The organism is Mesorhizobium sp. B2-4-12 (assembly GCF_006441575.1).
In the GTDB taxonomy this organism is placed as follows: Bacteria; Pseudomonadota; Alphaproteobacteria; order Rhizobiales; family Rhizobiaceae; genus Mesorhizobium.
Map to the genome: position 1 here is coordinate 21720 of NZ_VFVC01000038.1, position 23255 is coordinate 44974.

10 protein-coding genes are annotated in these 23255 nt (G+C 60.7%); 5 read left to right on the top strand and 5 right to left on the bottom strand.

What is annotated here, in order from left to right; translation table 11 throughout:
- On the bottom strand, positions 1-8544 hold the full coding sequence (locus tag FJ934_RS20890; RefSeq protein ID WP_140611933.1) for a peroxidase family protein: 8544 nt from the start codon (positions 8542-8544) through the stop codon (positions 1-3).
- 1002 nt (positions 8545-9546) lie between these two features.
- Here FJ934_RS20890 and FJ934_RS20895 point away from each other — a divergent pair.
- Together FJ934_RS20895 and FJ934_RS20900 are read left to right on the top strand one after the other, a co-directional pair.
- On the top strand, positions 9547-10209 hold the full coding sequence (locus FJ934_RS20895; protein WP_181165704.1) for a response regulator transcription factor: 663 nt from the start codon (positions 9547-9549) through the stop codon (positions 10207-10209).
- An 85-nt stretch (positions 10210-10294) separates the two neighbouring features.
- Positions 10295-12622 carry an ATP-binding protein gene (locus FJ934_RS20900; protein WP_140611937.1) on the top strand — a complete coding sequence of 776 codons (2328 nt, stop codon included), beginning with the start codon at positions 10295-10297 and terminating at the stop codon, positions 12620-12622.
- Between the two features lie 87 nt (positions 12623-12709).
- Here FJ934_RS20900 and FJ934_RS20905 read toward each other — a convergent pair whose 3' ends face one another.
- Complete coding sequence (locus FJ934_RS20905; protein WP_181165705.1) at positions 12710-13084, bottom strand: histidine kinase; 375 nt, start codon at positions 13082-13084, stop codon at positions 12710-12712.
- A gap of 814 nt (positions 13085-13898) precedes the next feature.
- Here FJ934_RS20905 and FJ934_RS20910 point away from each other — a divergent pair.
- From FJ934_RS20910 to galE, 3 genes are all read left to right on the top strand, one after another.
- Positions 13899-14966: a cyclic nucleotide-gated potassium channel gene (locus FJ934_RS20910; RefSeq protein WP_140611942.1), complete on the top strand. Its 1068-nt coding sequence runs from the start codon at positions 13899-13901 to the stop codon at positions 14964-14966.
- Positions 14967-15367: 401 nt separating this feature from the next.
- Positions 15368-16342, top strand: coding sequence for a UDP-glucuronic acid decarboxylase family protein (locus FJ934_RS20915; RefSeq protein WP_140611945.1), 975 nt, complete (start codon positions 15368-15370; stop codon positions 16340-16342).
- Positions 16339-17313, top strand: a complete 975-nt coding sequence (gene galE, locus FJ934_RS20920; protein ID WP_140611947.1) for a UDP-glucose 4-epimerase GalE — start codon at positions 16339-16341, stop codon at positions 17311-17313. The genes FJ934_RS20915 and galE overlap by 4 nt, the downstream gene beginning before the upstream one ends.
- 124 nt (positions 17314-17437) lie before the next feature.
- Here the strand turns inward: galE and FJ934_RS20925 are convergent, their stop codons facing one another.
- The 3 genes from FJ934_RS20925 to FJ934_RS20935 are packed head-to-tail and all read right to left on the bottom strand — an operon-like array spanning position 17438 to position 23255.
- Positions 17438-19258 (bottom strand): ABC transporter ATP-binding protein, encoded by a 1821-nt coding sequence (locus tag FJ934_RS20925; RefSeq protein WP_140611950.1) that lies wholly within the window; start codon positions 19256-19258, stop codon positions 17438-17440.
- Positions 19255-20244 (bottom strand): glycosyltransferase family 2 protein, encoded by a 990-nt coding sequence (locus FJ934_RS20930; RefSeq protein ID WP_140611952.1) that lies wholly within the window; start codon positions 20242-20244, stop codon positions 19255-19257. The genes FJ934_RS20925 and FJ934_RS20930 overlap by 4 nt, the downstream gene beginning before the upstream one ends.
- Positions 20241-23255 (bottom strand): trifunctional glycosyltransferase/class I SAM-dependent methyltransferase/polysaccharide deacetylase, encoded by a 3015-nt coding sequence (locus tag FJ934_RS20935; protein ID WP_140611955.1) that lies wholly within the window; start codon positions 23253-23255, stop codon positions 20241-20243. Before FJ934_RS20935 ends, FJ934_RS20930 begins: the two co-directional genes overlap by 4 nt.

Genomic DNA, 23255 nt, shown 5'->3' on the forward strand with positions numbered 1-23255 from the left:
TCAGGCGAACTTGAACGAGGTTCCGTCCAGGTCGTGGTGGCCGGCAACATCGATGCTGAAGTCGGCCGCGCCGTCTCCGTTGATCTCGCCCTTGACCAGCGTATGTTCACCGTCCGCGGCGGTCTGGTAGCTGACCATCACCTGGCCCGCCGAAGTGAACCCGGCTCCGGCAAAGAGGACGAAGGACTGGTGGCCCGCGGCACTCGTGTCGGCGTCGATCAATGACAGATCGATCTTGTCGCCCGGCTGCAAGCCCACGATCGTATCGCCATTGGCGTCGGCTGCCGACCCGAACACGAAGGTGTCGCTGCCAAGCCCGCCATCCATTGTGTTGGCGGCGGCGTTGGCAATGATTGTGTCATTGCCGGAACCGGCGATCACGTTCTCGAAGCCGAACACCGTATCCTGACCGCTTTGCGCGCTCGAGACACTGCCGTGGTGCAGCAGCCCGTTGCCAAGATCGATTGTCAAGCTGGCGCCGATGGCCGCGTAGTCGAGCGTATCCTGCCCATCCTCGCCCCAGTAGACGTCGTCGCCATCGCCAACATTGGCGATGATGTGGTCGTCGCCGGTGCCGGCATAGACAGTGTCGTTGCCAGCTCCGCCTTCCACGACGTCGTTGCCCTCGTCGGCAAATATCCGGTCGTTGCCGCCATCGCCGAAGATCGTGTCATGCCCGGCGCCGCCGAAGATGTTGTCGTTGCCTGCGCCACCGAAGACGACGTCGTCGCCGGCGCCAGCCTTGATGAGGTCGTCTCCGGCACCGCCAAGCAGCGTGTCCGCGCCGTCATTGCCCAAGATGACGTCGTCACCCTGGCCACCGCTCAGCACGTCCGCATCGGGCCCGCCGATCATGACGTCGTCACCATCGGTGCCGAGATGGGCATCGCCGCCGGGCACCGGCGCATCCCCGCCGTCGCCTTCTCCCTCGGCAGCCGCCGTCAGATCCAGCGAAGCCGTTTGGTGGACGGAAGCCTGGCCGTCGCTGATGTCGTAACTGAAGCTCACCTGGCTGGTGTCGGTATCGGATGTGAAGGTCCAGCCATCGGGCCCCTGGGTGACAGTTCCTGAAGACGGCGTGAGGTTGGTCACGGTCAGGGAGTCGCCATCGGCATCCGAGGCTCCGGCCAGAAGCGTCGCCGCGGTGATCAGCATCGCCGTGTTCGCGCCCAGCGGGGGCAGCACGATGGCTCCGTTCACGACCGGCGCACGGTTCTGGTGCTCGTTGTCGTCTTCGTCGTCGTCGTCACCTTGTGAGGTGTCGCCTCCGTTGCCAGGCGCATTTCCGTTGCCGGGCACGCCATTGTCGACGACGTCCTGGGGACGCAGGTCGCCAATGACGTGGTTCGTCCCACCGGCACCATGGAAGACGATACGATGATCGGAGGTCAGGCCGGAGATATCGACCGTGTCGTCGCTGTCGCCGCCGTTGACCGTGATGGTGGAGTAGTTGAGGTCCGTGGCCGCGAAGTTGCCATGGATGACGACCGTGTCGCCGCCCGTGGGGCCACCATCGGGTCCACCATTGTTGTTGTTGGCAGTTACGTTAAGCGTGTTGACCGTGATCTCGTCGATATTGTCGAGTTCCGCCGCGACCGTGGTCACGCCGCTGACCGTCCGGGTGATGACGATCTCGGTGTCTGTGGCAAAGCTCGTGCCGAGCAGACTTGCCAGGCCGGCATTCTGACCATCAGTCATCGCGTAAATGTCGAAGGTCTCTGCCGAAGCATTGCCATTGACAACGAAGGTGTCGCCGCTGCCGCTGCCGCCGTCGATGGTATCTCTGCCGCCCAAGGCGTTCCACGTGAATATGTTGTTGCCACCGTTGCCGACAAGGACGTTGTTAGCGCTGTTACCGACAATATTCAGGCTTGAGCTGCCGGTCAGGGTCGCATTCTCGACGTTTGCAAAGGCCGAGTCGTTGAGATTAAGGCTCGAATTGGACGACGTGATCGTGTCGGTGCCACCGCCGACGTCCTCGTGTACGACGTCCCTGGTGCCGCTGACGTCGTCGATGACATAGGTGTCATCGCCGGCGCCACCCGTCATCGAGTCCGCACCCGTACCTCCGTCGATATAGTCATTGCCGCTGCCGGTCACGATCGTATCATCGCCGTTATTGGCGAAGACGATGTCGTTGCCGCCATTGCCGTTGATGGTATGGACGCCTGTGCCACTGGTGCTGTCGACGATGATTTCGGAACCCGCCGTGCCGGTAAGATTTCCACCGTTCTGGTTGGAAACAGTCACCGTCGGGCGGCCAACATCATTCGAACCGACACCGCTGCCATAGTATCGGAAGGTACCGCCATAGCCGCCGATTTGACCGCTTGTTGAATCCTGGATCGTGACGGACTGGTTGCTATTCGAGTGTGTCGGCGACCCGTTGGCGAGCTCCGAGCCTCCGTTCACGCCGCTGATGCTGAGAACCGAGTCCGGATCGCTGTCATTGGCCAGCAAGGCCCAGTCCGGTACAGTGAACGACGTCGTGCCATTGTTGGTCAGGATAGTATCGTTGTGAAGCGTCGCCGGATCGTCGAGAGGCGTCACATGCACAGTCGTCGTCGCCACGGGGCTGTTCTTGAGACCATCGCTGACCGTCACCTGGATGTGCCGATTGGCGCCGGTCGGATTGTCGTTGGTCGGGTTTGAGAAGGTGATCGCCTCAAGCGCCGTCCGGTACGCGGCCAGAGTAGCAGCCCCGGTGAGAGTGACGAGGCCGGTGCCGTTTCCGGTTGCGACAATGCCAGACGGCAAGACGCCAACGTTGAGCCGATCCCCGACGACACCGTCGGTCAGGACGATCTTCGCCGAAACCATGTTCGTGTCGTCCGGGTCGGTGATCAGCGGGGTCGACGCTATTGCGGCCGGCGTGAGTTGCTCGGTGTAATTGGTCGAGTAGTTGACGCCGTCGGCGTCGGCGTTGAAGGCAACTTGCACGTTGTCGACGTGGAAGTAGTCGCTGCTGTTTCCGAGTTGAGAGACGACGAACCGAATCGCCGAGTCGGCGGAGAGCACCTGCCCCGAAAGGTCGATCGTCTGACCCCCGGTAGCGTTGCTGGTGGAATTGCTGCCGTCGCCGTATGTCGCAACCGTGGTCCAGGTCGTACCGTTCGAGGAGTACTGGACCTGCAGGGTTTCGCCGGAGCCGATGCCGGTCTTGGTAAGGTCGAACGTCAGCAGCGGCCGATGGGTGCTGAGGACACCGCTAGTGGTGGTCGTTGCGCCTGAAAGATCGACACCACGGGAAATGGAAGCACCATCCCCACTGGCGCCAGTCTCCCGGTCGAACTGCAGAGCCCAGTTTTGACCGTTGCCGGCCTGAGTATCGACAAGCCGGATTGCGCCACCCGAGGCGCCGTTGTTTGACGAATTGATATCTCCGCTTTCCTGCCAGGAACCGTTCCAGTTCGTGGTACCATCATTGCGTGTGTAACTACTGGAGTTGCTTGTGCCAAACGTATCCCGGACCGTCCGAGCGGTTGGCGCGTAGTGCAGATCGAGCGTTGGGGCGATGTCGAAATAGGCCTGGATGTTGAAGTTGTGGTCGTTGGCGAAGTCGAGATACTCGACCCCAACCAACAGATCAGTGCCATCGGATGCTAGGACCGTGCCGTCGGCCAACGTGCGATCACCGACATCATCGTGGATCTTGACCGCGAACACATTGCCCCAGTTCGCATGGGGATTTGCCACTATCGCGCCGTTGGCGTCGAGCGCCGTCAACGTGTAGTCACCTACATTACCGGTGTAGATTGCGACGTCATGGTCTCCCGCCGCACCAACGTCCGCGCCGAGGACCAGGTCCTTGCGGTCATGGGTCTTGAGCATTTCAGTGAAGTGCTTGGCGAAGCCGGCTGCCTCGCCGTGGCCGAGCAAGCCTCCTGTCAACGTGGTGTCACCGTTCAGCAACCCGTGCAGTGCGTTGCCGTTCGCATCGAACTGCGGCAGCTCGGGGTGGTCTTCCAGGTAGCCGGAATAGTGCCCGATCAGCGCGTCGAGACGGACGGAGTCGCCGACGATGACGTCGTCGCCACCGTTGCCGAGGCTGCCGGTCTCATCGCCGACGCGGGTACCGAAAGTGTCGTTGCCGCCACCGCCTATCAGCCAGTTATCGCCCGACTGCACGCCTTCGGCGTCGACCGCGCCGCTGTCGGCGCCGATGATGGTGTCGCCGAATTTCGAGCCAACAACGCCCTCGAGGTCGGTCCAGAGCTGGTTGAAGGGCTCGAAGGCCGTTCCGCCAGGCGCGCCGGTCAGGTTGACGTTGCGCAGGTCGGCTGCGGTGTCGAGCACGATGCTGGTGTCGCTGAAGGCCGCCATGTCGAAGCCGGTGTCGCCCAGCGCTTCATCGCTGTCGCCGGTCTGGGCCGCCTGGCCGATGCCGCCGAAGAAGATGTCGTCGCCATGCTCGCCCTTGAGCTGGTCGGAACCCGAGCCGCCCGACAACATGTCGTCGCCTTCACCACCGCGCAGTTCGTCCGGGCCGTCGCCGCCGAACATGATGTCGTTGCCCGAATCGCCGAAGGCCAGGTCGGTGTCGCCGCCGGCGTCGATATAATCGTCGCCCTCGCCGCCATAAAGTTCGTCGATGCCGGCTTCGCCGTACACCCTGTCATTGCCGTGGCCGCCGATGGCGACGTCCAGCCCGCCGGCGCTGGTGCCGGCATAGATGATGTCGTCGCCGGCGCCGCCGTCGAGGAAGTCCTCGATGTCGCCGCCGTAGATGACATCCTGGCCATCGCCGCCATAGATGTGGTCGGCGCCCGCCTTGCCGTCGAGCACGTCGTTGCCCTTGTCGCCATAGATGGTGTCGTCGCCATTACCGGCATCGAGCCAGTCGTTGTAGTCGGTGCCGGCGAAGGTTTCGTGCGAATTGTAGCCCGAAGAGGGCGTCCCGTCGGGGTTCTCCCCGACGTCGGGCCGGAAGTCGGCGATATAGGTATTGCTGAGGCCAAGATCGGCATTGATCTTCGTGAGCAGCGTACCGTTTCCGGCAGTGCTGTTGCCCGAGCCGGAATAGATGCCGTAGCCCGTTGCAGTGCTGGTGCCGGTGACCGCATGGGTGACAGGATCAATCTTGAAACCGTTCGTCATCCCAGCAGTGGCCGCGAGTGCCGCAAGATACATTGGCGCGAGCTCGAACGTGTGATCGGACCAGCCCATCACGTCGCCGTTGAGATGCAACGCCCCCGTCGTGCGCTCGATGATGTCCTTGAACTGCTCCGTCGTGATGGCGTGACCCAGGTCCGGATCGATGTTCAGCCCGAGACCAAGCCGATAGAGGTAATAGAAGCGGTCGCCATCCATCAGCCGTTCCATCTGGTCTTCGAAGATGGCGTTGAATGTGGTGCCGAGCTGGCCGGTGAACACGTGCAGTTCGGCCAGGCCACCCATCCAGAAATCGATATGGTTGTAGCCGTCGTCACCGCCATTCAGGAAAGCCACGGCCTGCTGCAACGTATAATTCATGGCATCGGGGGTGCCTTCGCTGATGGAGCCATCCTCGAGGCCAACAATTGCCCGGGCTTTGGCGAGATCTCCGTCGAAGGAATAGGCCGCGATGAAATTCACCAGGGATTCGGGATGCTGCATCTGAGAGCCGAACTCAGCCCAGCTGGTATATGGATTGAGGGCATCGACGATCAGATTGGTGTGGTGGGGCGTCGCCGGATCGGCGAGCCGCTCGGCAACGAGCGCGTCATGCAATTGGCGGCGCACTTCGTTGAGGGTTGGCATGCCGACATCGCGGCCGCGAGCGATGTTGATGGCGGCGAGATCGAGCGGCTGGCCGAGCAGCGTCTGCTGCATGGCCGGGGTGACGAACTCGTCCACTTCGTTGGTAAGTTGCTGCGACATGCCGCGCAGGATGTCCTCGGCGCCGGTTTGGGCGTAGGCGGTCGGGTTGAGGAACGCCGCCTCCAGCGCCCATTTGGTCACAGTGCTGTTGGGGTCGATGGCATCAATTGTTTCACGCAGCTGGGAGTGCCCAAAGCGGAATGCGGCCTGCGAGTATTCGAGCGAGATGTCCGACTTGATGTCGTTGTCGTAGGTCACGAACTCCGGCAGGTCGGGGGTCACCAAGCGCGCGTACTGGTCGATCGCGACGTGCTGGTACTCCATTTCGTTGATAAGCTTGGCCGCCTCGAACATCTTGTCCTGGTTCCAGGAAATTGAACCATCGGCGAGCGTGTAGTTGTGGTTCGCATCTTCGTAGTGACCGTTGATCAGGCTGATGCCATTGGCAACCACGTCACCGCTGTGTTGCGTGACCGCGATCTCGTAGCCGTGGCGCGCATCGATATCGGGGGACGCCAGCACCATCTTCTCGAGGTTGATCAGTTGCACATTGTGGTTGGCGTGGAAGACATGGTGAATGGCGGTGAGGCCGAAGTTTTCGTTGGCACGTCCGTCACCGGCGACGTAGTGGTCGCCGACCGACGCCATCATTATCTCGCTGACCGCGCCGTAGATGTCATCGGTCGCAGTTATGCTGAAGTTCGAGAAGTCGACCCAAAGCGCCATGGCATAGGCGCCGGTATACGCGACATTGGCCTGGAGCGGCCCCATCGCCGCGTTGAGGGTGAGGGTGAGGTCGTTGCCCACGAGTCCGAAGGAACCCAGACCGTTGTTCGAAACCCATTGGCTGAGGGTAGCGATGGCCGTATCCACCTTCGCCGCGGCGTTGGTGTCCCAGTTCGTCCCGGCGTTCCCGTCATTGGGATGGAGCCGGCCGATGTCGAAGCGCGGATTCATGTCGAGCAGCAGCGCTTCGCCTGTGTAGTTGAAGCCGCCCGGAACGCTCCCGTTGGTGTCGATGACATGACCCTGAGCGTCCCGCGCACGCAGGTTGTTGATGTCGTCCCACGTCAGGTCGTCGCGCATGGTGGCGCGCAGGTGCTCGCGCAATTCGTTGAGCGTGGGCAACGTTCGGGTGGTCTGGCCGACGCCAAGGCCAGTCAAGGAGGAGTCGTCGAAATATTGGCTGGTGTAGGCTTGGGTCTGGTGCCCGTCCAGCAACTCGGCGCCCGCGATGTAGTGGCCCGGATTGTTGGGATCCTTCACCCATTCGCGCAGGATGTAGGTGGTCTGCGAATCCGAGCCATAGCTCTGGCTTTGGTCGATGTAAGGCGAGGTATGGTTTGTGTAGGACGTCGTGGCCGGCTTTACCATTGCCGCGTGAACATCGTCGCCGGTCCCATAGACGCCGTCAGCGCCGGGGGCGCTCAGGTCGTCTGGTGTGCCCCAGACGTTGTCCGCTCCGGCTATCGAGATCGGGCGACCGTGATAATCGTCCACGGTGTATCCGTCCGGCGTGGCGCGCGAGATCGTGATGGTTGTGTTGCCAGGGTCGCTTGGCCCATTTGTCATCGGAGCCCGGTACAGAGGATCGGAAGGCGACAGCGGAATGATGATCTTGGAGCCTTGGCCGCCTTTGCCGATGAAATCGAGACCATGGTCAAAAAATTGGCCGAACAAGGTGAAGATACCGCTGGTCGACGGGTCACCCGGCAGCGTGTTCAGGTTTCGCACCATGTATTCGGTGATCGTTTCAGTCGTGCCGCCGACGCCGTGGACATTCTCGGACGTCACCACATCGGTGTAGACACCCGTTCTGATCATGGCGCTGGCGCTATCGGGCACGACAGGGTCAAACGTGCCGCCGAGGCCAAGGCCGGCGTAGTCGAAGACCGCAAAGCTGCCATCCTGCGGAGAGCCCAATGACATGCTGATATGACCGTTTGCGTCGATGGCGACCACCGCGTCGGGAACACCGCCAATATGAGGATCGCGCAGGGCAACCTGCATGGCCTGCATGGCACTGGCTACGGTCGCCGGCGGGTTGACATTGATACCGACCAGATTGCCGTTGGAAGGATCCGCTCCGATATAGAAGCTGAAGGCAACCAGGCCAGCGCCAGTGCTTACGATCATCAGCTCGCCAGGAAGCATGGAGACTATCGCTGGATCCGTGCCAGCGAGAACGATGCCGGTGGCAGTCGCGGCACCGGGCGCACCATACGAGGAACTGATCGTCTGGGTGATCATGCGCGGCGTGTAGTCCACCACCGTGGTGTTGAGGTCGCCATAGGCGCCTGGTGATGCAAGTTGAGTGGTGTCGGGAAGGGTATGTGTATCCAGATAGCCCGTGTGAAATCCATTGGTCAGCGCCGGATTGAGCATCACCTGGGCCACGTAATTGTTGTAATCGGCTGCGGTCAGGCGCGGGAACGGATTGTCCGAAGAACCCCACTTCCAGCGGGTGACCTCGACCAAGTTGTTGAAAAACCCGACCGGGATGCGAAAGCCACTTGCTTCGCGCGCGCCATCGTAAATAGAAAGATGTGTAGTCGGATCGATAATGCCTAGAGGATCGAACGTTCCAAAAAGGCCCAGCGTCCGGGTGGTTCCGCCAGCATCCGTATAGCCATAGATGGCCTGACCGCTGGCGTCGTAGCCAGTGATGAAGATCGCGTCGCGCATCTGGTCGAGAAGAAAGTTGATATCACTGAGCGTGATGTCGAACGGCTTGATGGAAGGCATCGCTTTTCTCCATTCGTGTGCCGTACGCAACGGCGACAGGACTACGGTCAGCGCTCTCGGGCGCATTGGCGGGAGTTGGGAAGTGCCTTCTCGGGGGGAGGGCAATGAGGCTGTGAAGCAGCGCCAATGCCGGTCTTCTCCGACTGGTTTAATCCCCACGTTAACCCTTGATTAAGCATGACACCGCCAGTTCGAATGCCTACGGTCGGACGTCGCATGATGTTTTCGGCACAAAGGCTAGGGAATTTCGACGGATGGTCGGCGCCAGCCTGGACCAAGGTCGGAGCTGAAACCAGACTTTGGTCAGGGCCGGGCCAAGGTGTCGAATTTGTCAGGTAAGCTTTCGCGTCTGCAGCGATTGGGCTGGGCGCTACACGCTTGCTCGCTGGCGGCCCATGGCAGCGACGCCTTGCGCGCCACCGTCTCTGCGGTGGAAGCCGACGCCGAAATCCCTGCGGTCCAGCCAGCCGAAACCTGATTGCAGCGATTTCGAGGCCTCGAACGCTGCCTCAACGCCTCAAATACTTCGAAAGCATCGCCACCGATGTGACGGACACGCCTTGTCCTTCCTCAACTCCGTCCGCTCGTCTGCGCCATGTCTGGATTGAATATCGATCGAAGCCCGTCGCAGCCCTGCGGGCGGCTCAAACGCATGGGACAGGCGCAATGATTGTATTGTCGATCTCTCAGGCCCGATCGATTTAACCGCGATCACAGAATCTCCATGCGCGTCTCCGCGGGATTTTATATGTATCGATAAAACAATGTTCCTGATTTTCTTTCGTGACTACAAAACGTATAAAAGATTACCCTACGCAAATTGTTATACACAAAGAGATTTAGAAAGATTTGCTGAATACCTCGAATCTTTGTCGATCCTTAGCTGCGTTGACATCCACTTAAGTCAAGTCTAACATATGGTCAGGGTGTTGATGGGATTGTGCAGGGTTGACGGCTCACTGGCGTGAGACACGCCTTGGGTTGTGCGCTGGGGGTAGCGGCGTGGGCGATCTGGAGAGAGTTTCAATTGCCATTGTCGATGATCATCCGATCGTTCGACGCGGTCTAGCCGCTGTCATTTCAGGCGAGGCGGGTTTCAGTCTCGTTGCCGAAGGCAGTACCGCGCGTGAAGCGCTGGAAATCGCCGAACGGTGGCGACCCCAGATCATGCTTCTCGATCTGGGAATCCCAGGAGGCGGCATGGAGGCGCTAAAGCGCATCGTCGTCCAGGCGCCTTCCGTCCGATGCATGATCCTGACAGTCTGTGATTTGGCGGCCACGGCGATTTCTGCCTTGAACGCAGGTGCCAAAGGCTATGTGCTCAAGGGCGTGAGCGCCGGGGACCTCAAGAAGGCGATGTGGACGGTGGCGAACGACGAGTCGTTCGTCTCGCCTGAATTTGCGACGAAACTGCTGCAGGCCGCACAGATGAACGTCCGGCAGACGTCCTCCATCGATCAGCTTACCCACCGTGAAGCTCAAATCATGAAAGCCGTTGAAGAGGGTCTTACCAATCGAGAGATTGGCGAGAAGCTGGATATCAGCGAAAAGACGGTCAAATATTACATGTCTGGCATTCTGCAGAAGTACGGCGTCACAAACCGTGTTTCGGCGGTAATTGCGGCGCAAAAGTCGCGCGGGGTAAATCCGCCTCTGGGCAATTGACGCGTCAAGGACCGCCTTCTACGCGGTGCAGGTCTTGCGGGATGATAGCAAACGAGTGAGAGCCCCTGCGGCGGAACCGAGATCAATGCGCCACGCGCGTCTCTCCTGGATCGAGTTGGGTGGCTGCCTCCTGCTGGCCTCGCTCGGCTATCTGCTTTGGTTCCAGTTCAGCACTGGGCGGGAAATGGACATCAAGGCCGCGATGCTGGCGTTCCAGGCAGAGAACCAGGCCAAGAATCGAGCAGTCGCGGTCAACATCGAGGCCAGTTTTCGCCAGATGTACCAAGGCATTCGCACGATCGCCCGCTTGCCGACGGTGCGAGCGCTGAGCTCCGAATCCCATTCCTTGCAAGAGGATGCGAGGGTAAGCGCCCAGGAGATATACAACAATCTGGCGGAAAACCTCTCGGTTTCCGAACTGTACATAGTGCCGGCCAATTTCGATCCGGACCGCGTCGACGCCGATCGGGCGACGCCAGAGGTACCGTTGATGACGTTCGATGAATTTATAGTTGGCAAGAATGCAGATCAGAACTCGGCGCGCTTAGCCTCTTCCGTAAAAAGCAGAGTAGAAGAGGTAGAAATATTTGAGTATCGAGCGATGAAAATCCAGCTCGACTATCTAAACAGAAAATATGGCAACGACAACGTAATCTCGAATCTGAACTATCCTGCAATTGCAAGCAGGGAAGTCATTACATGCGACAACACGCACTACTCGCCGACGGCACCTGATGACGACAATCGCAAGGGCCTTGTCTATTCGGTTCCATTCTTCGGGTTTGACGGAAAACTGCGAGGCATCGTTACCGCGGTCGTGCTGTCCGACGTCCTTACCGAAATTCTGCCGAACGACGGCTATGCGTTAGGCAATGACAGGCTCGGTTTCTACAGGGGGTCCCGTGACGGCCAACTTTGGAGGCAAGTCTCGCCGCGAACCGAAGCCGGTCTCGACAACGTCGCTTATGGTAGCTCGACGCCGCTCGATTTTCCGGATGTCGGGGGAGGATGGAGCCTTTGGTCCGTGGTGCCGACGGCGGTGTTCCTGAAATCACCCGCCGTCCAGTCGATCAACGAGCGTTTCCGCACCGAGGTCATCATCCTGATTTTGGGGAGCGTGGCCCTGGCCGCCGCGCTCCGATGGCTCGCCTATAGAGGCTCGACGGTTGAAAGGCACAATCGGGAGCTCGCCTTGCGCATCGAGGAGCGCACGGCCGAGCTGGCCAATGCCAAGAAGGTAGCGGAGGAGGCCAGTTCCGCCAAAAGCCGGTTCCTTGCCCGGGTCAGCCACGAGATCAGGACGCCTATGCATGCGATAGTCGGTGCGGCGGAGTTGCTACGCGCCAGTCAGCCCGACAGGCGTGCGCAGGCCAAACTTGAGATCATCGACCATGCCAGCCAGACATTGCTCGACATCGTCAACCAGGTGCTTGATCTGTCGGCGATCGAACACGGCAAGCTGAACGTCAACTCGGTCGAGTTCGAGCCTTCGACGCTTTTGTTGGAAACATGCGACATGATGCGGGCCGTTGCCGACCGCAAGGGACTGACGATCGCTGTCGAATGCGCTTCGAACACGCCCGCCCGCTACCGCTCGGATCCGGCGCGCATTCGCCAAATCCTGGTGAACCTGATCGCGAACGCCCTGAAGCATACTCCGGCCGGCGGAGTGACCGTCCGGGTCAGTAGTGAGGTATCCGGCATTCTCGCCTTTGACGTCGTGGACACGGGTTCGGGCATCGCAGAGGGCGATCGCGAGCATATCTTCCAGGAATTCTATCGCGGTGCCAATTCGGACGGGTCGGGACTGGGGCTGGCAATCAGCCGCCAGCTTGTCGAACGGCTCGGCGGAACCATCCAGGTCAGCGAAGCTCACCCACATGGCGCTCACTTCCGCTTCACCATCGCCATCGAACCGGCAGCCGCAATCCCCATCGCACGCGAAGAACCTAGCTTGCCGGAGCCGAAGCGGAATCTGACCGCGGCAGGGCCGGCGATACGCATCCTGTTGGCGGAAGACAATGAGCGTGTCCGCGGACTTCTCGAGGAAACCCTTCGCCAGTTTGGCTGCCTTGTGCAAGTTGCCAGCGATGGAGAGGGGGCGGTCGCCGCAGTTCGCCACACCAGTTTTGACGCAATTTTGATGGACTGCTCGATGCCGAAGCTCGACGGAATTCGTGCCACTTCCAGGATCCGTGAGATCGAGGCGGCCTCAGCCCCCGACCGTCGTCGGGCCCGTATCATTGCCTTGACAGCCAGCGCATATGCCAGCGATCGCGAAGCATGCCTGCGGGCAGGAATGGACGATTTCCTAAGCAAGCCATTCAAACGGGAAGAGCTCTTTCGTGTCTTGGGAATTGCCGGCGAAGCAACGGGCAAAGCCAGCGCAGTTTTGGCGCCGGTTGCGGAGTAGCGCTGTCCGATTTCGTATGGCTGCGCCAAGCGCCGGGAGCATAGAAAAGCAGGGCCACCGGTCAGTATCTTCCTGGACTCATGCCTGTCACGCCAGCTGGCGCGAGATCTGCCGGAGATCGTTCAGCGCGTCGACGCTCGCCGACTTCACATCCTGAATTATCTGTCTGGGCACCGGTTGGACGCTGCCTTCGGTGTCTCGCAACATGTCTTCGAGTTCATCAAGGCGCAGTATTGCATAGGTGAGCATTTGTGCCGGGCCATCATGGATGCGCTGGCCGATTCCTTGGTGGTGCAGGCTATGGGCGCGCCGGAAGACTACAACGATTGCGCCGAGCATGATGGCCCAAACGAGAGCGACTGCTGCGGCCACGCGTGTTCTGCCGGGAACTGCATCCGGACCGGTCGTCGCCCCAACTGCCACGGAGATGTATTGATCGATCCACCAGCCGAGGGCGATCATCGAAAGGGAAACGACGACAACGAGAAAGACACAATGCCGAATCGCCCAAGGCGAATGGCTGAGCCAAGCCCGTGTACAGTTGAATCCACGTGCTGCGGCACAAACTGCCTGCCAGGCGCGAGCCGTAAGTCCAATCGCCTTTCCCCTACCATTTCCAGCCATATTGTTCCTCATGGCGAGCGCAAAACAGGTGAATAGACGTTAGAAAAAAAACTTTCAAAAATTTCACGAATCTCGGTTGCGTTAAAATTTACGCTGCGCCCGAACACTACATTTCGCAATGAGCCTCGCATCCGGTTCGCGATCTTGTGTGACAGAATAGGTCCGTTGCCGGTGGGCGGCAACGGTCTGGAAGGCTTGCCAGCTTCGCCAAGCAGATTTTGATCCGGGCGCCGTTGACCGTCAAAAAGGATTGGTGCAGTTCCTGGTCGGCTATAGAGAAATTCTGGAGGAACAGTTCCGAAGGACGTCGTGCCCGCTATTGACTGGACACTGCTTGGGGATCGCTGAAATCACTACAGCGAACCTTAGATGTCAGCGCAGTAATGCAGCCTGCCGATCATTGGCCGTGCCCTAGCAGCCCCAATACTCCGGTGTTGGGCGCGTTGGTGCCTTTCTCTTTCGATTCTCTTGCGTCGGTGTGGGAGGCTCAAAACGCCCCTACATAAAACCCCGTCTGTTCACGTCCGGTCACGAAGCAATCCCGGACATGTGAGTTCACCGTTGGTGATGCACATCGCGTGACAGTAAGCGCCTTTGCGCTTGCCTTGAAGACATTCTATTTTGACGGGCATCAGCCGCTCGTGGGCACAGAATGTCGGTACTGCCTTTCTTGAGAATTTACGCGCCGCTCAACGCGGTGCTGGCCGCGCCTGGGCTTCTGGCGGTGGCTGCGCTCACGATACCGGACATGCCAGGACGAAGCAGACTCGCTCTGGCCGTCCTGCTTGCTGTCATTTGGGGCGCCTATCTCCTGCAAATGGGCGCGACGCTGCTCAAGCACCGCGCGGGAGACGTACGGAACTGGACGCCGGTAATCGCCATTGATGTGCTCGCGGTTTTGATTCCACTCGCCGCATTTCTGCTCGTCGGCACGCCCGACCGGAGCCTCTACTGTGCTGTCTGGCTGCTGAAACCGCTGCGGGACTCAACGTTCTTCCCGGTGCTGGGCAGGGTCCTGGCCAACGAAGCACGCAACCTGATCGGCGTCACCACGCTCTTCGGCGTCGTTCTATTCGCCGTCGCGCTCGCGGCCTATATCATCGAGCGCGACATTCAGCCGGCAAAGTTCGGCAGCATCCCCCAGGCAATGTGGTGGGCGGTGGTCACGCTGTCCACCACCGGCTATGGCGACGCTATTCCGGAAAGCTTCGCCGGCCGCGTCCTTGCCGGGGTGGTCATGATGAGTGGCATCGGCATCTTCGCGCTCTGGGCTGGCATTCTTGCCACCGGCTTCTATCAAGAGGTCCGTCGCGGGGATTTCGTCCGTAATTGGCAATTGGTCGCCGGCGTGCCGTTGTTTCAGAAGCTCGGCCCGGCCGCGCTAGTCGAGATCGTGCGCGCGTTGAGACCCCGCGTCCTGCCGGCGGGCGCCGTGATCTGCCGCAATGGCGAGCGCGGTGATCAGATGTTCTTCGTCGTGGAGGGGCGCGTCAGCGTTGCGCTGCCGAACCCGGTGGAGCTTGGCCCTGGCGCCTTCTTCGGCGAGATGGCGCTGATCAGCGGCGAACCGCGTGCGGCGACCGTCAGCGCCGCAACGGTGGTCTCACTCCTGTCGCTGCACTCGGTGGATTTCCAGATGCTGTGCAGCAGCAGCCCAGAGATCGCGGAAATCATCCGCAAGACAGCGCTCGAACGGCGCGGCGCGGCGCCGATGGCGTGACCGTACCAGGTGTGCAGTTCCCGGACTGTATTGGTGTGTCATCGATCTTGAGTACCGAAATCGACGGATAATTTCCTCGTACTGCGCCCCTTTCCCAGGGTGGCCTCTGTCAGAGAAATACGGGAATCCCGACGCTGGGAGTATCGTATGACAATGCTGGCATATGCGCTGTTAGCCAGCGACAACAAACGGCTCGTTTCAGCAAGATCCTGAGACAGCGTGGTTGTCCAGCAAGGCGAGCCGCAGAGCATCATCCTCAACCCCCGGAATACGCCTCGGCGCGGGCGCATCCGGCAATGATGTCTTGTCGGTAATGTAAATTGAAGGCGGCGTGCTGTTGAATCGCCCAACTGTCCGGCTAGTTTATTAGGGATGTCTAAATTGGCCGGAAGGGTTCGAAAATGCAGCGGGCGAAACGAGTTCTGGTGACGGGGGGCGCGGGTTTTCTGGGATCGTTCTTGTGCGAGCGACTGCTTGGTGAAGGTCACGAGGTTACATGTGTCGACAATTTTTTCACCGGAAGCCGAAGAAACGTCTCGCATTTCCTCGACAACAGGTCCTTCGAGATCATTCGTCACGACGTCACCTTTCCACTCTACGTTGAGGTCGACGAGATCTACAATCTTGCCTGTCCTGCGAGCCCCGTTCACTACCAGTTCGATCCGGTCCAGACGACCAAGACCAGCGTCCATGGGGCGATCAACATGCTGGGGCTGGCCAAGCGCGTTCGCGCCAAAATTCTTCAGGCGTCCACGTCGGAAGTTTACGGCGACCCTGAAATTCATCCGCAGACCGAGGACTATTGGGGCAGGGTAAACCCGATAGGACCCCGTTCCTGCTACGACGAAGGCAAAAGATGTGCCGAAACTCTGTTTTTCGACTATTGGCGCCAGCACAAGCTGCGGATCAAGGTCGCGCGCATCTTCAACACATACGGCCCGAGGATGCGTCCGGACGACGGCCGTGTCATTTCCAACTTCATCGTCCAAGCGTTACAGAACGAGCCGATAACAGTGTACGGGACGGGCCAGCAAACACGTTCATTTTGCTATGTCGACGATCTCATCGACGGTCTGGTTCGCTTGATGCAGACCGATGACGATGTTACCGGTCCGATCAATCTTGGCAATCCAGTCGAATTTACGATGCTCGAGCTCGCCAATCTTGTGATCGAGATCACTGGAAGCCGGTCGGCGATTAAATTCACGCCGTTGCCAATTGACGACCCAAAGCAGCGGCAGCCCGATATCGGGAGCGCCTTGCATGAGCTCAATTGGAGACCAAAAACCGCATTGCGCGATGGTCTTGCCAAGACCATCGCCTATTTCGAAAGCTTGGTTTCGTCGAAACATTTACGATCGACCGCTGCCGAATGAAGACTGTCCTGGTTACCGGCGGGGCCGGCTATATCGGATCGCACTGTTGCAAGGCGTTCGCTGAATCCGGCTGGTCGGTCGTCGCATATGACAATCTCTCGCGCGGTTGGCGCGACGCGGTCAAATGGGGGCCGATTGTCGAGGGCGATATTTCCGACGCCGCGACCGTGTCGGCGGCGCTACGACAATATCGGCCTGATGTGGTGGCGCATTTCGCCGCCTATGCCTATGTGGGCGAGTCCGTCGAGCACCCCGAACTCTATTACCGAAACAACAGTTTCGGGTCGCTGGTCTTGCTCGAGGAAATGTTGAAGGCCGGCGTCGACAAGCTCATCTTTTCCAGCACCTGCGCATCTTATGGCGTTCCGGTTCGCTCGCCGATCGATGAAATGCATCCGCAGTCGCCCATCAATCCCTATGGATGGTCGAAATTCATCATAGAACGGATGGTGGACAATCTGTCGTCTGCCCACGGCCTGAACGCGGTCATACTCCGGTATTTCAACGCGGCCGGATGCGATCCTGACGGCGAGGTCGGTGAACGGCATGAACCGGAAACACACGTCATACCGCTCGCCATCGAGGCGGCGATCAGGCCGGACCGGATTTTTACCGTCAACGGCACCGACTTCGATACCCGCGATGGAACCGCGGTACGGGACTATGTCCATGTCACCGATCTCGCGCGTGCTCACGTCCTGGCAGGGGAGAAGCTTCTCCGCGACAGGGGTGTCGACGTCTACAATCTCGGGACGGGAACCGGAACGACGGTGAAGGAACTGGTCGATGCGGTGAACCGAGCTTCGGGGTCACGCCTTCCGGTGGTCTACGGCCCGCGCAGGGCAGGTGACCCGCCAGCGCTCGTAGCCGCGGCAGGCAAGGCGTACCGGGAACTTGGCTGGACACCCGAGCAATCTGGAATCGACAGGATCGTCGAGACGGCACTGGCTTGGTATCGTAGCCGATTGTGAATTGTGATGGGTACGACACTCCGCCAGCTGGCCTGCCCGCCCGTCATCAAGAGAGCAACCGCGCCGGCCGAAACTGTCGATTCCATTGCCCCGCGCCGGACCGACACGCTGGCGATCGGGGACGTCACGGCCCCTCACTTTCAGCCTCGGACGCACGTACCACTTCGTGCTGGCGATGTTGATATTGAGGAACGACGAGTGAGGCAGGCCCTTGGCTGATGACTCTGCCGTTCTCGATCCAAATTACATTCGCGGCTTCACGCGCCGTGTCGATGCGGTGCGTGATCAGCAAAATTGTCCTGCTACCAAGCTGCCTACCAATCGCACGCCGCACCTGGTCCTCGAGCGCGGTATCGAGTGCGTTCATCGCCTCATCGAGGATCAGGAGGTCCGGATCGCGCAATACAGCCCGCGCCAGGCCAATGCGCTGCCGTTGGCCACCGGAAAATCGCAGTCCCTCCTGTCCGATCCAGGTGTCATAACGGTCTGGAAGGCCCTCGACGAATGCCGAGACACCGGCACTGCGGGCGGCGGCAATGATCTCTTCTTCGGTCGCATCGGCTTTGGCCATTCGGATGTTCTCCGTAACCGTGCCCTCGACGAGGTCGACGTCCTGACCGGTCACGGCGATCTTGGATAGCCAATCGTCCCGCCTGATTTCCGCGAGCCGGGTACCGTCAATCATGATGTCGCCGGAGGTCGGTTCGTATAGCCGCAGAAGGAGATTCACGATCGTGGTCTTGCCGGCGCCACTTGCACCGATCAGCGCCGTAGTCACTCCGGCTGGAATCTCGAGCGACAGGTCGGTGAGCACCGGCGTGCTTGGATCATACCCAAAGCTTACGTGGTCGAAGACGATACTCGCGTTCAAATCCCTGAGCGCGATTGTGCCCTGCGATGGATATTCCTTGTCCTCGGAGCGGATCATCTCCAACACCGAGCGCAGCTGTGGCTGCATCTGAGCCAGAAACAGCAGGTTGCTTTCGAACTCCTGCGTATGCGGCTGCAATCGATACAGCAGCGCGACAGCGGCCAGTGTCACCTCGAAGCTGATGTGCCACCACCCGGAGACCAGAACGATAGTGCCCAACATTCCCAGATAACCGATCTCGGTGGTTGGGCCGATCCACGACGAAAGGCGGATCATGGACAACGAGGCGTTGCGCGCGGCCGCTGACGATTGCACGAAACGGCGCTGATGGAGCGCCTCTTGTCCATAGGCGCGTATGGTGCGCAACGCCTGGAGCGTCATCAGCATGTGCTCGCCGAGCGATTGATGGATCTTCTTTACCTGATGCCCCAGGTCACGCGCGGGCCGCGAAAAGATGCGCAAGATCGCGGAGATCGCAACTGAGCCGAGAGCTGCGATCAGCAGGATCTTCCAGGAGATCATGAGCAGGAAGACGGCGAAGACGAAGATCGAGCAGCTATTTATGATGAGTCGGGTGACCGCCCCATAGGACTGCGCGACCAGCCACGATTCGGTCCCGAGCACCTCCATGAGTTGCGATTGCTCGTGCTGCTGGATGGATCCGAAAGCGACCCTGAGATATTGTTGGTGGATGAGGTTGCGCACGCGTTCGCTGATCCGTTCGCCAATGCTGGAGCTTATCAACGAATACACCAGCGCTAGTGCTCCCCGCGCGAGGATGAGCAGGAGGATGGCGACGGCGAGCCGAGTGGGACTACCGAACCAGGCGACTGCCAGGCCCAGCGCTCTACCCTGAAGGCCACCTCCTGCTTCCGTGATCCGATCGGACACCAGATAGAGGAACAGCAGGATCAGCGTGATGCCGAGCGTCTCGGCCAAGGACGACAGAAAGCCGAGCGCGAGCAGCACCGGGGTCGCCCAGCGCGGCTTTCCAACGATGCGAAGCAGCTGCGAAAGATCGCGCAACGAAGCACGGACCGCACCGCGGCGTGTGGGGCCGTTGGCTTCGCTCATTTCAGTTCCCCGGTCGGGAAGCGCGCGGTCACCTGCGAGCGGATCGGCCGGCGACCACGCACCAGCCTCGTCACGACGCGCTTGGCCAAATGCGCGCCGACCCATGGCAAATCGATGACGATTATCCGCATAGCGATCGCAGGATGATGGCGAAGCAATAGCGACAGGATCGGAAGCACATAGCGTGGTTGCCGCTGGCGCAACGTTCGCTCCAGGAGCCAGACCGAATAGAAATGCAACCCCTCACGCAGCGTGGATGCCGCATCCGGGTGGCGGCCGAGCATCTCGTCCACCACAAGCATCCAGGATCGCAGCATGCGCGTCATGTTGCTTGACATATTCCCCGGAAGGTAACGATATCCGACCAGCGGCTCTTCGACGACTTCGAAGAGGTATCGTTCGGCGACGCGACAATAGAAGAGGATGTCTTCACAACCTTGCGCGCCCGCCGCGCGCAGTCCGCTCTCGAAACCGCCGGCGTCTATCAATGCCTGCCGGCGTACCAGGGCGGCGCTGCCGTTACCAACGAAATTGCCGTGGAAGAGGCGTTCAAGCACATCGCCTCGCCAGTTTGGCCGATGCTGATCATCAGTTACCTTGCCTTGGGCGTCGACCACCAAATACCAGCAGTAGACGAGCCCAACTTTCTCGTCTGTCCGGTCGAACACAGCCAGCTGCCGCTCGATCTTGGTCGGCGCCCACAGATCGTCGGCATCGACAAAGGCGATCAGATTGGATCTCGCCGCTTGCCAACCCGTATTGCGAGCAGCGGCCACGCCGGCGTTTGCCTGCTCGATCAGCCGCATTCGCGGGTCGATCTCCATGTGACGTCGGGCAATGGCGACAGTCTGGTCGCGTGAACCGTCGTCGACGACAATAATCTCAAGCGCGCGGTGGGACTGCGAGCGAACGCTGCGGAGCGTCTCGTCGATTGTATCTTGCGCGTTGTGCGCGGGGATAATGACACTGACAAGTTCACCGTTCATTCGAGTGCGGCCTCCAGAATGGCGACAAAGTCATCGAGCGAGCGGTCGCCGCGAATCTCGATGCGGGGAAGATCGATCGGATCGCAATCGAGGTCCGCCGGCCCGTGCCTGCCGCCGAAGCCGGTTCGATAGCCGCACTCCCTGGCCAGCCGGCCAAGCCGCCGGTCGGTAACAGAGAAAGGCGCCGCGAACGTCGTGGTTGGCCGGCCGGTCCATCGCTCGATGAACATGCGTGAGCGCAAAAGTTCGGCGGCCAGGTCGGAGCTCGACAGACCGTCGATGGCACGATGCGTCGCCATATGGCTTCCGAAGAACGCACCCTCGCCGGCGAGGCGCCGCACCGTCCCGGCGTCCATGAGCGGCGTCGGCGGACCGCAGTCGGCATCCCACTTGGCACTGTCCCCCACCAGATCCGTCACCAGGAACACTTCCGCGGTCAGGTCGTTCCTGCGCAAGATCGGCCAGGCATGGTCGGCAAAGTTCTGGAAGCCGTCATCGAACGTGATCAGCACCGGGCGGCCAACGAAAGGCTGACGGTTGGCGATGAACCATTCCAGCTGCTCGGACATGATCGCGTGGAAGCCGTTGGCGCGCAGCCACGCCATCTGCTCGGCAAACGCGGCGGGCGCCAACCGGAAACGGGCGAGCGCGGCCGGCCCATCATCGGCGACGCCATGATACATGAGGACGGGGATACGCTGCCGCCGCTCGCTGCGCGCGACATCGCGGCGCAAGGCCCGCGCCCCGCCCCAGACGATTTTTCGCGCGACCTCCCTTTCGATGGGCGCGCGGATCGGCACATGATCAATCATAGGTTCCGCCGCCACATCTTCAGGTGAAAGGCGGCGGAAGCGGTCTATGCGATAGAGCTCGGTCTGGATCGATTGCTCGAGCATGAGGCCTTCGGTCGCCGCCAGCGTCTCCGAGATCGCTTGTGCACCGAATGTGTTCCAGTCGAAGCCCGTCCGTTCCAAATTGTCACGCAGCACGAATGCGTGTGCGCTGACGAAACTGCCGCCAGGCGCCAAAGCCTCGACGAGTTTTTTGGCGACGCGCCGCAATTCGGCGAGATCATCCAAATAGTAGAGCACTTCCGAACAGACGATCAGATCCATCTCGCGCGGCAGCGTGTCGGCAGAGAAATCCAGCACCCCGAACTCGACATTCGGCTGATCGCCGCATCGAGCGCGCGCCCGCTCGATGGCTACGGCGGAGATGTCGGTCGCGGTCAAATGGCCCACTCGCGGCGCCAGCTGCCGCGTGAAATGGCCTTCCGCGCAGGCCAGCTCGAGCGCCCGGCCGATGGGGCCGGCCGGCAGAATTTCGAGCTGCCGCTCATATTTTTCCTGTTCATAGGCCGAACCGTAGTTCCAGGGATCCTCGGTCGCGAAATGGCGATCCCAGAACGAGGCGCGATCATTGTCGCGCCCACCGTCGGCCGGTGCGTGACGCGGCGCTGCAAGAGGCTCCGCAACTTCGGCGCTCGAGCGCATCAACTGCTGGGCTTCCGCCGCCAACCGCGCGAGCCTGCCGTAGTGGCTGTCTTGATCGGACCGGCGTCCCGCCATGGACAGCAACGCCGATGCCGCAAGCATGTCTGACTTGTCGGCTCCGGCGTTCTGTTGCAGAGCTGGTACGAGCGATCGGCCCGCCAGCCGCGCAACGCCCTTCCAGAAGCGGAACGCCATGCGCCGATGGCCGGAGAGGCCGCGTATGATCTTCCGAGGAGGCACGAGATCCAGGATCAATTCCATCCAATGACGCCTCGTCACTTTCCCGAGTGCGCCGAACTGCACCAAAGCCTCGATCTTGCCGTCGATCATCAGGTAGGCGTAGATTTGATCGATCCCTTCCGGCAGTTCGGTCGAGGTCGGATTTCGGGCGTCGACGCGAATCCCTAGCGTTCGCGCTAGCGGACGCGGCGCGGCAAGGTCGTCGAAGTCGAGAAGCATTTGCTCAAGGTGATATTGGACGCGGCGACCTGCCACGGGATTGTCCCAGACCTGGCCGAGTTCGATGATCAATTTGCTTAAGGGGCCGCCGAACCTGTCCCATCTGGCAGCCAATTGCGCCGGCCCCGACAGGCTTCCCACCATCAGGCCGTCGAAAATCACCTTGGCGACCTCATGCGCCCACTTACGCCCCACGGGGAGCGCGCGCAGGGGCTCCGGGTTGGTCAGGCGCGAGCCGCTGCCGCAATCCGACGCGGCATTCCACAACGCGAACCAGGCGAGCGCTTCGGCGGCGGTGCGGCCGGGCGCCGGGATCGCCCCATTGGCGTGCGCCGGGGCTGGGTGTTTGACCCTGGGGTCGGCAGAAAAGCCGCGGGCGATGACGATTTCCGCGTCTGCCAGCATCTGCGTTGAATTGCGGGTGAGCGAGTTGGGGCTGGCCCGATAGAAAGCGAGCGGCTCGTCGACCATCAGCCAATTTTTGCCCTGACGTGCGACGCGCTGCCACAAATCCCAGTCCTCGCAGGTGCGCAGCGACACATCGAAACCGCCCAGCTCGACGATTGTCGCCCGATCGATCAGCAGCGCGTGCGTGCGGATGCCGCACCGGCGGGCGAATGTCTCGAAGGGCTCGACCGCAACCTCGGTCGCGATGCTCGGCGGGGTGAGTGCGCCATCGGGCATCACGCGCCGGGAACCGCAATAGGCGGCCACGGCATCGGGCGCGGTTTTCAGCGCGGCCAGCATCTTGGCAAGGAAGCCGGCGTCCACCCAGTCGTCCGCGTCCAGGAACATCAGCCAGCGGCCGCGCGCTGTCGAAATCCCCTTGTTGCGCGCGCCGGCGGCGCTGTGGGCGCAAGACTTCAACGTCCGAAATCGGGCGTCGCGTTGCACATAGCCGGCGATGATCGCGGGGGTGCGGTCCGTGGAGGCGTCGTCGACGACGATCGCCTCCCAATCCGCAACATCCTGACCGAGGAGGCAATCGAGCGCCTGCGCCAGCGTCACCTGCGCATTGTGCGCAGGCACCACGATCGAAACCAGGGGATGATGCGCCAC